The organism is Bacillus sp. CH_70, assembly GCF_038007045.1.
Lineage (GTDB): Bacteria > Bacillota > Bacilli > Bacillales > Bacillaceae_G > Bacillus_A > Bacillus_A cereus.
The window spans coordinates 596,486-610,651 of record NZ_JBBOWL010000001.1; the positions used below are offsets into that span (position 1 = coordinate 596,486).

A 14,166-nucleotide genomic window follows, 5' to 3' on the forward strand; every position below is an offset into this window, starting at 1 on the left:
TCAATTAAAGAGGTGAGCTATTATGGCTGGAAATAAAGTAGAAACACCACAAGAGACATGTTCTCAAACGATAATTCATGAAGAAGTTGTAGAGCAAGTAAAACAAACAATTCCAACTGATGAAAGTTTAAGTAAAGTAGCAGAACTATTTAAAGTATTAGGTGACCGTACACGTACGAGAATATTACATGCGCTATTTGAAGCTGAAATGTGCGTTTGTGATTTAGCTTATCTATTAGGAATGACACAATCATCTATTTCGCATCAGCTTCGTGTGTTAAAGCAAGCGAAACTTGTGAAGAATCGTAAAGAAGGAAAGGTTGTTTATTATTCGTTAGCTGACCAGCACGTAATTCATATCTTCGAGCAAGCGTTTGAACACGTAAACGAAGAAGAATAAAAAGAACGCGAGGAGGGAGAACGATGGCTGAAGCGTTAGTGAAAAAGAAACTGATGTTAGAAGGTTTAGATTGTGCGAATTGTGCAATGAAAATTGAAAAAGGTGTTGGGAATATAGAAGGAGTAAATTCTTGCTCTGTAAACTTCGCAACAAAGACAATGATCTTAGAAACAGCACAAAATAAAGAAAACGAAGTTGTTACGGAAGCAAAACAACTCGTTACAAAATTAGAACCGCATATTAAAGTGCAAGAAGAGCAAAAAAATAAAATTGCTAAAGAAGTATTTATATTAGAAGGTTTAGATTGCGCGAACTGTGCAATGAAAATTGAAAATAAAGTGAAGGAAATGCCAGCTGTCTCAGAAGCAACTGTTGATTTCGTATCGAAGAAACTACGAGTAGAAGTTGCGAATAAAAGAGAACTAGAAGCAACTGTAGCAAATATAACAAATGTCGTTCAAAAGTTAGAGCCAGATGTGAAAGTTGTTCGTGAAGAGAAGAACGGTCATGACCACGGACATAGTCACGATCATGGTGAAGCAAACGTGAAAAAGATGGTAGGGAGGTTAGTGGTCGGCGGAATTTTGACAGCAATTGCTGCATTAGCGAGCTTACCACAAATGGTAACAATTCCGTTATTCGTCCTTGCTTATTTATTAATAGGTGGAGATATCGTTTGGAGAGCGGTAAGAAACATAACTCGCGGCCAAGTATTTGATGAAAACTTCTTAATGGCAATTGCAACTGTAGGAGCCTTTGCAATTCAGCAATATTCAGAAGCCGTAGCAGTAATGCTATTTTATCAAGTAGGAGAACTATTCCAAAGCATTGCGGTAAACCGCTCTCGAAAATCAATTACTTCATTAATGGATATTCGTCCTGATTATGCGAATGTAAAGATTGGGAATGAAACGAAACAAGTATCACCAGAAGATGTACAAATTGGCGATTATATTATCGTTAAGCCAGGTGAGAAAGTACCATTAGACGGAAAAGTAATTGAAGGAACATCAATGGTAGATACTTCAGCATTAACTGGTGAATCTGTACCACGTGAAGTTGAAGTTGGAAATGATGTATTAAGTGGCTTTGTGAACCAAAACGGTGTATTAACAATTGAAGTTACAAAAGAGTTTGGTGAATCAACTGTATCGAAAATTTTAGATTTAGTTCAAAATGCAAGCAGTAAAAAAGCACCAACAGAAAACTTTATTACGAAGTTTGCGCGTTACTACACTCCAGTTGTAGTTATTACAGCGGCGATCATGGCGTTTATTCCACCGCTTATTTTAGAAGGGGCTACATTCTCTGAGTGGATTTATAGAGCTTTAGTGTTCTTAGTAATCTCTTGTCCATGTGCGTTAGTTGTATCCATTCCTCTTGGATTCTTTGGAGGTATTGGTGGTGCATCTAAAAGTGGTGTGTTAGTAAAAGGTAGTAACTATTTAGAAGCTTTAAATGATGTAAAATATATTGTTTTTGACAAAACAGGAACATTAACAAAAGGTGTTTTCAAAGTTACAAAAATGGAACCGAGTGAAGGTACTACAAGCGAAGAGTTATTAGAGTATGCGGCATTTGCTGAAGTGTATTCTAACCATCCGATTGCCCAATCTATTCGAAAGGCATATGGAAAATCAATTGATGAAAAAATAATCGATGATTATAACGAAATTTCTGGTCACGGTACAGTTGTAAAAGTACAAGGAAAAGAAATTTTTGCAGGTAATGCAAAATTAATGAGAAAAGAAAATATTGAATTTAAACAACCAGAAACAGTAGGTACATTAGTTCACGTTGCTGTAGATGGAAAATATGCAGGTTACATTGTTATCTCTGATGAGGTGAAAGAGGATTCGAAACAAGCGATTCAAAAGTTAAAAGAACTAGGTATTAAAAAGACAGTAATGTTAACTGGTGATGCAAAAACAGTTGGTGAAGCTGTCGGTAAAGAATTAGGCTTAGATGAAGTTCATGCGGAATTACTACCGCAACAAAAAGTAGAAGAGATTGAAAAAATTGATGCAGCGAAGCACGGAAAAGAAAAAATTGCCTTCGTTGGTGACGGTATTAATGATACACCAGTATTAGCCCGTGCAGACGTTGGTATTGCGATGGGTGGTTTAGGATCAGATGCAGCAATTGAAGCGGCAGACATCGTTATTATGACTGATGAGCCTTCGAAAATTGCGACAGCTGTAAAAATTGCAAAACGCACAAGAAGTATAGTATGGCAAAATATCATCTTTGCTTTAGGTGTAAAAGGGATCGTTCTATTACTTGGTGCCTTTGGTATTGCAACAATGTGGGAAGCTGTTTTCTCAGATGTTGGTGTGACACTACTTGCAGTGTTAAATGCAATGCGTGTATTACGAGTGAAGGATTTATAAAAAGAGGACGCAACCTGCGTCCTCTTTTTTATTAGTGATTTTGTTGAAATTGATTCAATAAAATAATATCAAATATTATTCCACTTTTAAATAGTGTAATATTAAAATTTACAAATAAAAAACATTCGTCTTATTATTTTAATATATTTTTTACAAATATCCATATAGTATTGAAAAAAACAGAGAAGGAGAAACTTCTCTGTTTACTTTTGTATGTTTTTTTCAACTTGTTCTCGAACAGTTTGAATGTAATTCATTTTATGATCCCAACATTCTTGGCTTAAATCGACAGGATACTCTTCGGGATTTAAAGTTCGCATGTATTCTTCCCAAAATAGAGCGAGACTCTGTTCATTATATTGTTGAATATCTAATATACTTGGTAGTTCATATGTTCTTTCACCGTTAACGAAAATGTCTTTATGGAGTTCACGGGCTTCAAAGTTTGTTACGAATTTACTTATATATGTGTGAACTGGATGGAACATTTTTAAGCGCTCTTCTTTTCCAGGTTCTTCAGAATCTAACGCAATATAATCGCCTTCTGCATGATCGTTAACCCGATTGATAATACGATAAATTCGTTTCAGTCCTGGAGTGGTAATTTTTTCAGGATTAGATGAAATTTTAATCGTATCATTTAATTTTCCGTCAGTATCTTCAATCGCAACTAGTTTGTAAACAGCCCCTAATGCAGGTTGCTCAAAGGACGTAATTAATTTCGTCCCAACGCCCCATACGTCAATTTTTGCTCCTTGAGATTTAAGGTGCATAATTGTGTATTCATCTAAATCGCTAGAAGCGATAATTTTTGTATTTGTAAACCCTGATTCATCTAGTAGTTTTCGTGCCTTTTTCGATAAATAAGCCATATCACCACTATCAAGACGTATACCATAGAAATCAATACGATCCCCAAATTCTTTTGCAACACGAATTGCATTTGGAACACCAGATTTCAATGTGTCATATGTATCAACGAGAAAGACGCACTTTTTATGAGTTTCAGCGTATTTCTTAAATGCGACGTATTCATCGCGATATGCTTGAACGAACGAGTGCGCATGTGTGCCAGCTACAGGGATCCCAAAGCGTTTCCCAGCACGAACATTGCTTGTAGAGGAGAAACCACCAATAAAGGCAGCACGCGTCCCCCAAAGGGCAGCGTCGAACTCGTGGGCACGTCTTGTGCCGAACTCTAAAAGCTCATCATTACTTGCAGCATGTTTCATACGGGCTGCTTTTGTTGCAATTAATGTTTGGTAATTCACAATATTTAAGAGAGCGGTTTCAATAATTTGTGCTTCACCGAGTGGTGCATCAACGCGTAATAAAGGCTGGTTATTAAATACAACTTCACCTTCTTGCATACTACGAATCGTCCCAGTGAATTTCATATTTTGTAAATAATGAAGGAATTCTTCTTCAAATTGTAATTCTGCTAAATAAGCGATATCGCTTTCAGTAAAGCTGAAATTTTCTATGTACTCTACAATTTTCTCAAGGCCAGCAAAAACAGCGTAGCCGTTCTCAAATGGAAGCTTTCGAAAGTATAAATCAAACACGGAACGGCGATTATGAATACCATCTTTCCAATATGTATAAGCCATGTTGATTTGATATAGGTCTGTATGTAAGGCATAACTATCGTCTTTATAATGAGTCATCGCGAGAACACCTCCATAATTTGGTTATAGTATACCAATTTTTCACCATTCGTAGCAAAGAAGAGATATTGAAGTGAAGTCAAGAGAGAAAAAAATGAAATTATGCATATTTTTTAGAAAATTTATATTTATCAATTTATATTTCTCCAAATTTTATGTATTATTAGAGTAATGGGGTAATGAGAATGGAGGAGGACAATGCAACAAACATTAGAAAAAATAGGCAAACAAGTCTTTTACAAACGGCTTCAGCAAAAAATGACACAAGAAGAATTATGTCAGGGCATTTGTTCTGTCTCATACTTAAGTAAGATTGAAAATGGAAAGATCGAAGCATCAGAAGAAATTCTACAATTGCTCTGCACAAGACTAGAAATTGCCGTGACGGATTTGAGAGATGTAGAAGAAGATGTGAAGGGGAAGCTGGATGAATGGTTAAATGCACTAGTTCATTTAGACAAGCAACAAGTAGAACGTATATATGAAGAGTTGCAAGGTGAAATGAAGCATGTGTTGGATTTTGAAATTATAAATTATTATAAACTGCTGTATACACGTTATTTAATTATGAAAAGGGATTTTCCTGCTGTCGAAAAAGAGTTAGAGAGCTTAAAGAAGATGTACAAAAAGTATTCACCATTCCAAAAATTATTATATACGTATAGCAAAGGGTTATATTATTTTTTACAACATAGATATAAGAAGGCATTGGAGTATTTGACTCGAACAGAAGTAATGGCAAAGGAACAAGGTTATCATGAGAATGGAATATATTTCAATTTGGCTCTTGTTTATAATGAATTAGAAGTTGAACATATGACTTTACATTTTGCTAATGTAGCAATGGAAGGATTTAAGAATGAATATAAATTCCGTTATGTGATAAATTGCCAGTTACTTATTGCGTTGAGTTATATACAAAAAAAGCAATATAATGAAGCACTATCTATTTATAATAATATTTTGAGGGAAGCAAATTCTTTTGCTGATAAAGAAAGTATAACAGCTATTGCTTTAAATAATTTAGGCTTCTTGTACTATAACTTAAAAGATTATTCAAAAGCAAAAGATTATTATTTACAATGCCTAAAGTACAAAAAGGAAGAGGATTTAAATTATATTGATGCAGTGTATGAGATCGCTTTGCAGTGTATTGAATTAAAAGAATTTGAAGAAGCGAAAGATTGGATTAATAAAGGAATAGATGTTGCCAAGAGGGATGAAAAGTATAAAAGTATGCTATATATACTTTCAATGCTTAAGAATAAATACTTTGAAACGAAAGATGTTTATAAAAGATTTTTAGAAGTTGAGGCAATCCCATTTTTTAGAGGCGAAGAAAATAAAAAGGAATTAAAAATGGTGTATTTAGAACTAGCAGGATATCACGAGGAATTACTAGAATTTAAGGAAAGTAATAACTACTATAAATTAGCAATTAATTTATTAGAAGAAAAGGGAGGAAAATAATATGAAAAAAATAATTATTGGTGCTTTGGCTTTGGTAGCTGTATTAGTGGTATTGGAACCGCAATATGCTTGGACATCGGATATTTATGGTCAAGGAGAAAAAGTAGTAGAATTAATAAATTCTTAACAGAAACCCCTTTCCAATCGGAAGGGGGTTTTTCAATATTTGTTCCTCAAAATTCTACAAAACTTGAGAAATAAATTAATTGAATTTTTAGTATATTAATAGTGGAAACATAATGCTAATATGAAACTACTCTTTTTCAAAAAAATTTTTATTAGGGGGAAGGTTCATGAAAAAGAAAAGTTTAGCGTTAGTGTTAGCGACAGGAATGGCAGTTACAACATTTGGAGGGACAGGCTCTGCATTTGCGGATTCTAAAAATGTACTCTCTACGAAGAAGTACAATGAGACAGTACAGTCACCTGAGTTTATTTCTGGTGATCTAACTGGAGCGACTGGTAAGAAAGCAGAATCTGTTGTGTTTGATTACTTAAACGCAGCAAAAGGTGATTACAAGCTAGGGGAAAAGAGTGCGCAAGATTCTTTCAAAGTGAAACAAGTGAAGAAAGATGCTGTAACTGATTCAACAGTAGTACGTATGCAACAAGTTTACGAAGGAGTACCTGTATGGGGTTCTACTCAAGTAGCTCACGTAAGTAAAGACGGTTCTTTAAAAGTATTGTCTGGAACAGTTGCACCTGATTTAGACAAAAAGGAAAAGTTAAAAAATAAAAATAAGATTGAAGGCGCAAAAGCGATTGAAATCGCGCAGCAAGATTTAGGGGTAACACCGAAATATGAGGTAGAACCAAAAGCGGACTTATATGTATATCAAAATGGTGAAGAAACAACATATGCATATGTTGTAAATCTAAATTTCTTAGATCCAAGTCCAGGAAACTACTACTATTTCATTGAAGCAGACAGCGGTAAAGTATTAAATAAATATAATAAATTGGATCATGTAGCAAATGAAGATAAATCACCAATTAAGCAAGAGGCTCCTAAACAGGATGCGAAAGCAGTAGTAAAACCTGTAACAGGAACAAATAAAGTAGGAACTGGTAAAGGTGTATTAGGAGATACGAAATCACTCAATACAACATTATCTGGCTCATCTTACTACTTACAAGATAATACGCGCGGAGCAACGATTTTCACATATGATGCGAAAAATCGTACTACATTGCCAGGAACTTTATGGGTAGATGCAGATAATGTTTTCAATGCAGCGTATGATGCAGCGGCAGTAGATGCTCATTACTATGCAGGTAAAACATATGATTATTATAAAGCTACATTTAATAGAAACTCTATTAATGATGCAGGGGCACCGTTAAAATCAACAGTTCATTACGGAAGTAAGTATAATAATGCATTCTGGAACGGCTCACAAATGGTATACGGAGATGGAGATGGTGTAACATTCACTTCATTATCTGGTGGAATTGACGTAATTGGTCACGAATTAACGCATGCTGTTACGGAAAATAGCTCGGACTTAATTTATCAAAATGAATCAGGAGCGTTAAATGAAGCGATTTCTGATATCTTTGGTACTTTAGTAGAATTCTATGATAACCGTAACCCAGATTGGGAGATTGGTGAAGATATTTACACGCCTGGTAAAGCAGGAGATGCGCTTCGCTCTATGAGTGATCCGGCGAAATATGGTGACCCAGACCATTATTCTAAGCGTTACACTGGTACTAGTGATAACGGTGGGGTTCATACAAACAGTGGTATCATTAACAAACAAGCTTATTTATTAGCAAATGGTGGTACGCATTCGGGTGTAACTGTAACGGGCATTGGTAAAGATAAGTTAGGTGCGATTTACTACCGTGCAAATACACAATATTTCACGCAATCTACTACATTTAGCCAAGCTCGTGCTGGTGCAGTACAAGCTGCAGCTGATTTATATGGTGCGACTTCTGCGGAAGTAGCAGCAGTTAAGCAATCATTTAGTGCTGTTGGTATTAACTAAGGATTTAAAGGATAGCTATTAATAAGATACCTCAAAAATAAAGAAGGAGCATAGGCTCCTTCTTTATTTTTTTCTCCATTTTTTCCACAAATAGAACAATCCAATGCAACCTGCGATTGTTACAATCCACTTCGCTTCATTTGTTCCGTTCATAACATGATATGCCGAATATACTTCAATCAATAATGCCGGTATTTTACCTATTGTACTGGCAATACTGAAGGAGAGTAATGACATTTTCCCTAGAGCTGCAAATAAAGTCACGATACTTGATGGGATGAAAGGTATCAATCGAAACGATAGAACGAGTAGAAAGGCCTCTCTACCTTGTACATAAAGAAGACGCTCTACCTTTGGGTACTTATTTACTTTATCGTGAGTGAACTTTTGAAGGCCCATGCGGTAAATATAAAACGAGATAATAGCCCCTAAGGCCTCACCTGCGATCGAAATGATTGTGCCATTTGTTACACCGAAGAGCTGTATATTAATGGCGGTTAAAAAAATACTAGGGATAAAACCTAAAAGACTAATGATGATGTTAATTAAGATACTAAGTGGAATTGCGATTGAATAGTATTCTGTTAAGAAATTTTGAATCGTTTCAGCCATTGTTTAAAATCCTTTATCTTTTTTTGCATTACACCATATTTCGTTTGTATAGGCAAGGGTAAATTTACATAATGTAGAAAAACGTTGATAAGAAGGGGGCTTTATACCTTATATGGGTATTGGGTATATAAAAATAGGGGTATTTTAAAATATTTTGAAAAACACTATAAAAACCTTTGCGTGAAAGAGTTTTATAGTGATATTATCAGTGTTTTTATATGGGAAATAATCATAAAATATAGGGGGTATATATTATAAAAGTCGAAAAATAGAGGGTTGATGAAATTGCGCGGGTAAATATGGAAAAATAGATGGAAAAAATGAAAACTGATAGATTTTTTCGTTGTGAAATTGACTTTTAGTGAAGTTGCGATAATAATCATGAAAGAGGTGATATGATGAAACGAATAAGTAGTCTTTTCTTGAGTGGTTTATTGGCACTAATGCTGATCTTAAGTGGATGTGCAGGAAAAGAACAAAAAACAGAGAAACAAACAGGGAATCAATCGACATCAGTAGAAAAAATTAGTGATAATATTTTAGATGAAATGGAAGGGCCACCTAAAAATGGTCATACGATTGAAAGACATGTAGGCAAATCAGAAGAAGATTTGAAGAATCGCTTGAAGACAGATAAAGTATCAGCAGCAAGTACATACTATGACAAGGAAATAGCAACGAAAGCTGTAAAAGATAGTTTGAAGCAGCATGATAAGGAAATTCAAGACTGGTTAAAAAATTCTAAAGAGGCTCGTCTCGTATTAAATACAACACATTCATTCCCGGTTGGAAAAACGGTAATAAAGAAAAATATGAGTGTAAAAGACAAGTTGGTAAAAACTGTTACTGTTTTAGCAAGAGATAAGTCAGGAGAATTAGGGTTTAAGATTATTACTTCTTATCCATCTGATAAATAAGAAGGGGGAGTACATTATGTATACGACATTACAATACTTTCTTAAATCGTACTGTACGTTAAGTATTCATGAGGATGAAATAGTAAGCGTGATGGAAGAGTTTATTGAACAAGAAGACGAAGAAATCGTTTTGAAATTACGTGATGAATTAATAAATATGAAGAAAAAGAACGTGTGGGAAGAGGCGTGTGTATTAGCTGCGAAGGAAGGGAATCGTATGTGGTCTTTAGAAGAAACGAAAGACCATCTTGAAACTTTTTTACTATTACTGCAAAAGAAAAAGGCGTGATTAAATCACGCCTTTTTCTTTATGCTATTCGGTTGATATTATCTATTCTTTTGGAGCGCTTTTATATACGCTTTTTGAAATTTGTCCATTTGATATTACTGCCCCGTTTTGTGTTACTTTTTTATACGTAACCGCTGTGATTTTATCACTAGTCCTACTAATTACTTGAGAAGAAACTTCAACATTTTTACCAGTATTTGTACCGAAAATGCGTGTAGTAATACTACCTCCATTTGAAAATGCTTGAATATAAATATGATTGCCCGTATTATTTTTAAATTTTAAATCTGGACCATAATCTGCTACTGCTGCATCTTGTCCAAGTGGTAAATAATTTACCGGCATAGAATGATTGCTTCGAGAAACAATGCCTAAATCTGCCCTTAAAGCTGCGCTGTATAAAGTACTACTGACTTGGCAAACTCCTCCGCCTGCACTTTGTATTACTTTACCTTGTGAATATACTGCTGCAGATTTATAACCATGTGCAGCATCAGTTACGCCAACGCGGCCATTAAAACTAAATGTTTCATCAGGTGCGACAATAACCCCACTTAAAGTATTGGCTGACTTATTTACGTTAAATGATTGATTTCCGTTACGGCCAGCCATTGGCGTAGAATATTCAGCAATGACTTCTTTAATACCCATTTTCTGTATGTCTTCTGTAGAACGTTCTGGTTTTATAAATGTAACTGGCAATGTAACATCTGATTTACCAGTAGTAATAGCTTCGTTTGTTAAACCGTTTAGTTTCCCTTTATCAATTTTTTCTCCGTTTTGGCTTTGACTAACATTTACTGTTGAGCCTTCAATACTCAATTCTGCATTAACAGGATTTTTTAATGTTTCATTATATTTATCTTTTATAAAGGTTTCATAAGCTGTTGCATTTAATTGTGGTGTTAATTTATAGTCACGTTTTAATTCACCGTTTTCAGCTTGCTTACGCATTTTGTAACGATTCATTACGTTTCCTTCTTGTTCTTTGAAGATTTTGTCAATAATATCTTTTTCTTTATAATTTATCCCTAAATCTTTCCATGTGTAAGTTTGTTTATCGTTTTGGAATATGTAGGTAAGGGATTTTTGATCTAACTCAGTTACCTTTTGATTAATAATTGCTTGAATATCTTTCTTATTTTTTCCTTCGAGAGAAATACCTTCAAATGTAGTATTTGGTAATGCAGTAGTATCTAATTGATTATTTAATTTGGATACATATTGATATCCCCCAACACCGCCTACACAAAGTAATATGCCCCCAGCAATTGCAGAACCAATCAGTATTTTACTTAGCTTCATTTATTTCCCCCCAGAAATTTATGTATAAATATATGTATTACATTTTTTGTATAAAAATGATGAAAATAACATTATGTACGTACTAGTATACTATTATTTTCACTGTGTGTGTAATGTTTTCATAAAAAATGTTACATCGCTGTAATAATTGTCACTTCTTGTCACAATGTGTATGAAAAATATGTTGAAAAATATAATAAAAAGGCTGTCTAGAAAGATCTAGCAGCCTTTTTATTATAATTTTTTATGTTCATTTTTATTCGTAACACCGAGATGTTTTTGAAGGGTAGTTGAAATAGTGTCGACGCTTTTTTCATTTGGAACGTAATAATAAATACCACCTATATATTTATCTGTACCTTCTACTTGCATTTTTTCCATCTTTAAATTTGAATCCATTGAATTTTTTGTAATTGTCATCATATCATCAAACGTTAAATTGGTTTTTAAATCCTTATCGACAGCGTCTAGTAGGCCACCGATTTTATTAATGGAATTAAGAGATAGTGCCTTTTCAGCAATGGCTTCTAATACAAGCTGTTGTCGTTGGCCACGCATATAATCACTATCGATATGACGAGTTCTAGCTAGCGCCAATGCTTCTTCTCCATTTAAATGTTGACGTCCTTTTTTAAGATGAATTGCATCTGCTTCATCTTTACTATTTTGCTCTGTGAACTCAACTGGAACGTCTACAGTAATACCACCAAGAGAATCAACAATTTTAATAAAGGATTTAAAGTTGAATTTTACATAGTAATCAACTGGAACATCTAAAAAGTTCTCTACTGTATCAATTGTGCTGTCTACACCACCGAATACGTGCGCATGTGTAATTTTATCGTATTTATCACGTGATTTAATGTAGACGCGTGAGTCACGTGGAATGCTTACAAGTTTAACGGATTTATCGTTTTTATTAATTGTTGCAAGTAATAACGCATCTGTTCGAGTCGCTTTTCCATAACCTTTTTCCCTAATTTCACTTTCATCAACACCCATAATAAGTACGGAAATGTTGTCGGTCATAGGTTTAACAGCTTTTTCACGTTTGCTGGACTTATCTCCTCGACCTAGTTCAGCATAAGCATTATTTAAGACGGACTTTGCTTTACTGTATATATGGAAGGAGTAGCCTCCTGCTCCAAGTGCTACAATTAGTAATGGAATAAGAAGGAACCAAAGTAGGCGTTTTTTCTTTGAGCGTCCTTTTTTGGCTCGCGTATTGTTGTTCGTGTCGGATTTCATCATTTTTTCTCCTTTAAAACTATCAAAGTGTATACATTTAGAAGTGTATTCAAACACATAAAAAATATTTTACGCTAAATAAAAGCGATTGTACATGTATAAAAAATAGATGTCTTGATTATTTATAAGACATCTATTCGTTATTGTATACAAAAGATAGGGATAAGAAAATGATAAAATTTTACCTAATTACAACATAATGCTTACGATAATTGCAGATAAAATGCTAACGAGAGTAGCTCCATATAGTAATTTAAGGCCAAACCTCGCGACAACGTTTCCTTGTTCCTCGTTTAGTCCTTTTACCGCACCTGAAATAATACCAATGGAAGAGAAATTGGCAAAAGACACAAGGAAAACAGAAATAATACCAACTGTACGGGGAGAAAGGCTATTAGAAATTTTACTGAGGTCCATCATTGCAACAAATTCATTCGTTACAAGCTTCGTTGCCATAATGCTTCCAGCTGCGACAATTTCAGAACTTGGTACACCGATAAGGAATGCGATAGGTGCAAATACATAGCCGATTAATTGTTGGAACGTAATACCGAATATAATGAGGAACAGGTCATTAATACAACTAATTAATGCGACGAATCCGATGAGCATAGCGCCGACAACAATGGCTACACGAAAACCATCAAGAATGTATTCTCCAAGCATTTCAAAAAAGCTCTGTTTTTCACCTTTGATTTCTAAAATATCTTCGTCATCTTTAACGTCGTAAGGGTTAATGATGAGTACGATAATAAAACCGCTAAATAAATTGAGAACGAGTGCAGTTACTACATATTTAGGTTCAATCATTGTCATATAGGCACCTACGATAGACATAGATACGGTTGACATAGCAGAGGCACAAAGTGTATAAAGACGGTGTTTTGGAATTTGAGCTAATTGCTTTTTCACTGTAATAAAAACTTCTGATTGGCCGACAATGGCAGAGGCGATAGCGTTGTAAGATTCTAATTTCCCAAGACCATTTATTTTACTAAGAAAGTACCCGATCCAATGAATAAAAAATGGTAGTATTTTGAAATGTTGTAATATGCCAATTAAAACAGAAATAAAGACGATTGGTAATAATACATTAAGGAAAAATGGCATTTCACCTTTATTTGCAAGACCACCAAATACGAAATTTATTCCATCAGCAGCATACTCGAGTAGCTTGGTAAACAAACTGGAAATGATTCTAATTAGTATGAGGCCGACTTCTGTATTTAGTAGTAAATAGGTTAAAATTAACTGTATAATAAGCATGATAAAAATTGGTTTAAATTTAATATGCTTCTTATTATTGCTAGCAATATAAGCGAGCAAGAAAACAACAATTAGTCCGACGAAAAAAGTAATGAATTTCATGATAAGCCCCCTAAAAGAGATATTCTGCTATATATGTTTTTCATTTCAAGAGAGAATATGCATCTTTGGTAAAGAAAGGAATAGAGAGAGTATGAATATATGTAGAGTGCATCACGTTGCAATTATTTGTTCGAATTATGAGACGTCAAAGGATTTTTATACTATAATATTAGGATTTAAAGAACTAAATGAAGTATATAGAAAGGAACGAGATTCTTATAAATTAGATTTATGTGTAGGAGAAGAGTATCAAATCGAATTATTTTCATTTCCAAATCCGCCTGAGCGCAAAAGTTTTCCAGAAGCAGCAGGTCTTAGACATTTAGCATTTGCTGTTACAAATATAGAAGAAGCTGTGAAGCATTTAAATCAATGTGGTGTTGAGACAGAATCGATCCGTATTGATGAAATAACGGAGAAGAAATTCGTCTTTTTCCAAGATCCCGATGGTTTACCTTTAGAATTGTATGAGGTTTGAAAATTGGTGGATTTTATATAGAGTTGCT

13 protein-coding genes are annotated in these 14,166 nt (G+C 34.3%); 8 read left to right on the forward strand and 5 right to left on the reverse strand.

Annotated elements, in window-relative coordinates; genetic code table 11:
- The first annotated feature begins 22 nt into the window (after positions 1–22).
- Together N2V79_RS03015 and N2V79_RS03020 are read left to right on the forward strand one after the other, a co-directional pair.
- Positions 23–400 (forward strand): ArsR/SmtB family transcription factor, encoded by a 378-nt coding sequence (locus N2V79_RS03015; RefSeq protein WP_000918378.1) that lies wholly within the window; start codon positions 23–25, stop codon positions 398–400.
- A gap of 23 nt (positions 401–423) precedes the next feature.
- Positions 424–2,790: a heavy metal translocating P-type ATPase gene (locus N2V79_RS03020; protein WP_000796571.1), complete on the forward strand. Its 2,367-nt coding sequence runs from the start codon at positions 424–426 to the stop codon at positions 2,788–2,790.
- Between the two features lie 203 nt (positions 2,791–2,993).
- Here the strand turns inward: N2V79_RS03020 and N2V79_RS03025 are convergent, their stop codons facing one another.
- Positions 2,994–4,457 (reverse strand): nicotinate phosphoribosyltransferase, encoded by a 1,464-nt coding sequence (locus N2V79_RS03025; RefSeq protein ID WP_064531998.1) that lies wholly within the window; start codon positions 4,455–4,457, stop codon positions 2,994–2,996.
- Positions 4,458–4,655: 198 nt separating this feature from the next.
- Here N2V79_RS03025 and N2V79_RS03030 point away from each other — a divergent pair, with 198 nt between their 5' ends.
- From N2V79_RS03030 to N2V79_RS03040, 3 genes are all read left to right on the forward strand, one after another.
- Positions 4,656–5,927, forward strand: coding sequence for a helix-turn-helix domain-containing protein (locus tag N2V79_RS03030; RefSeq protein WP_053565271.1), 1,272 nt, complete (start codon positions 4,656–4,658; stop codon positions 5,925–5,927).
- 1 nt (position 5,928) lies between these two features.
- Positions 5,929–6,054, forward strand: a complete 126-nt coding sequence (locus N2V79_RS03035; RefSeq protein WP_000720172.1) for an NprX family peptide pheromone — start codon at positions 5,929–5,931, stop codon at positions 6,052–6,054.
- A 166-nt stretch (positions 6,055–6,220) separates the two neighbouring features.
- Positions 6,221–7,921 (forward strand): M4 family metallopeptidase, encoded by a 1,701-nt coding sequence (locus tag N2V79_RS03040; RefSeq protein ID WP_000730376.1) that lies wholly within the window; start codon positions 6,221–6,223, stop codon positions 7,919–7,921.
- A gap of 63 nt (positions 7,922–7,984) precedes the next feature.
- Here N2V79_RS03040 and N2V79_RS03045 read toward each other — a convergent pair whose 3' ends face one another.
- Complete coding sequence (locus tag N2V79_RS03045; RefSeq protein ID WP_000852216.1) at positions 7,985–8,533, reverse strand: TVP38/TMEM64 family protein; 549 nt, start codon at positions 8,531–8,533, stop codon at positions 7,985–7,987.
- A 398-nt stretch (positions 8,534–8,931) separates the two neighbouring features.
- Here N2V79_RS03045 and N2V79_RS03050 point away from each other — a divergent pair, with 398 nt between their 5' ends.
- Positions 8,932–9,450, forward strand: a complete 519-nt coding sequence (locus N2V79_RS03050) for an RNase A-like domain-containing lipoprotein (protein WP_000822703.1) — start codon at positions 8,932–8,934, stop codon at positions 9,448–9,450.
- Between the two features lie 16 nt (positions 9,451–9,466).
- On the forward strand, positions 9,467–9,739 hold the full coding sequence (locus N2V79_RS03055) for a hypothetical protein (RefSeq protein ID WP_000288806.1): 273 nt from the start codon (positions 9,467–9,469) through the stop codon (positions 9,737–9,739).
- A gap of 42 nt (positions 9,740–9,781) precedes the next feature.
- On the opposite strand, the gene N2V79_RS03060 is transcribed toward N2V79_RS03055, so the two are convergent.
- The 3 genes from N2V79_RS03060 to N2V79_RS03070 form a co-directional block, all read right to left on the reverse strand.
- Positions 9,782–11,044 carry a VanW family protein gene (locus N2V79_RS03060; RefSeq protein WP_064532000.1) on the reverse strand — a complete coding sequence of 421 codons (1,263 nt, stop codon included), beginning with the start codon at positions 11,042–11,044 and terminating at the stop codon, positions 9,782–9,784.
- 234 nt (positions 11,045–11,278) lie between these two features.
- Positions 11,279–12,295, reverse strand: coding sequence for an LCP family protein (locus N2V79_RS03065; protein WP_002153524.1), 1,017 nt, complete (start codon positions 12,293–12,295; stop codon positions 11,279–11,281).
- Positions 12,296–12,481: 186 nt separating this feature from the next.
- On the reverse strand, positions 12,482–13,660 hold the full coding sequence (locus N2V79_RS03070) for a NupC/NupG family nucleoside CNT transporter (protein WP_000668875.1): 1,179 nt from the start codon (positions 13,658–13,660) through the stop codon (positions 12,482–12,484).
- Positions 13,661–13,751: 91 nt separating this feature from the next.
- Between N2V79_RS03070 and gloA2 the strand changes: the two genes are divergently transcribed.
- Entirely contained in the window at positions 13,752–14,138 is a 387-nt protein-coding gene (gloA2, locus tag N2V79_RS03075; protein ID WP_098679295.1) for an SMU1112c/YaeR family gloxylase I-like metalloprotein, read from the forward strand.
- Positions 14,139–14,166 lie beyond the last annotated feature (28 nt).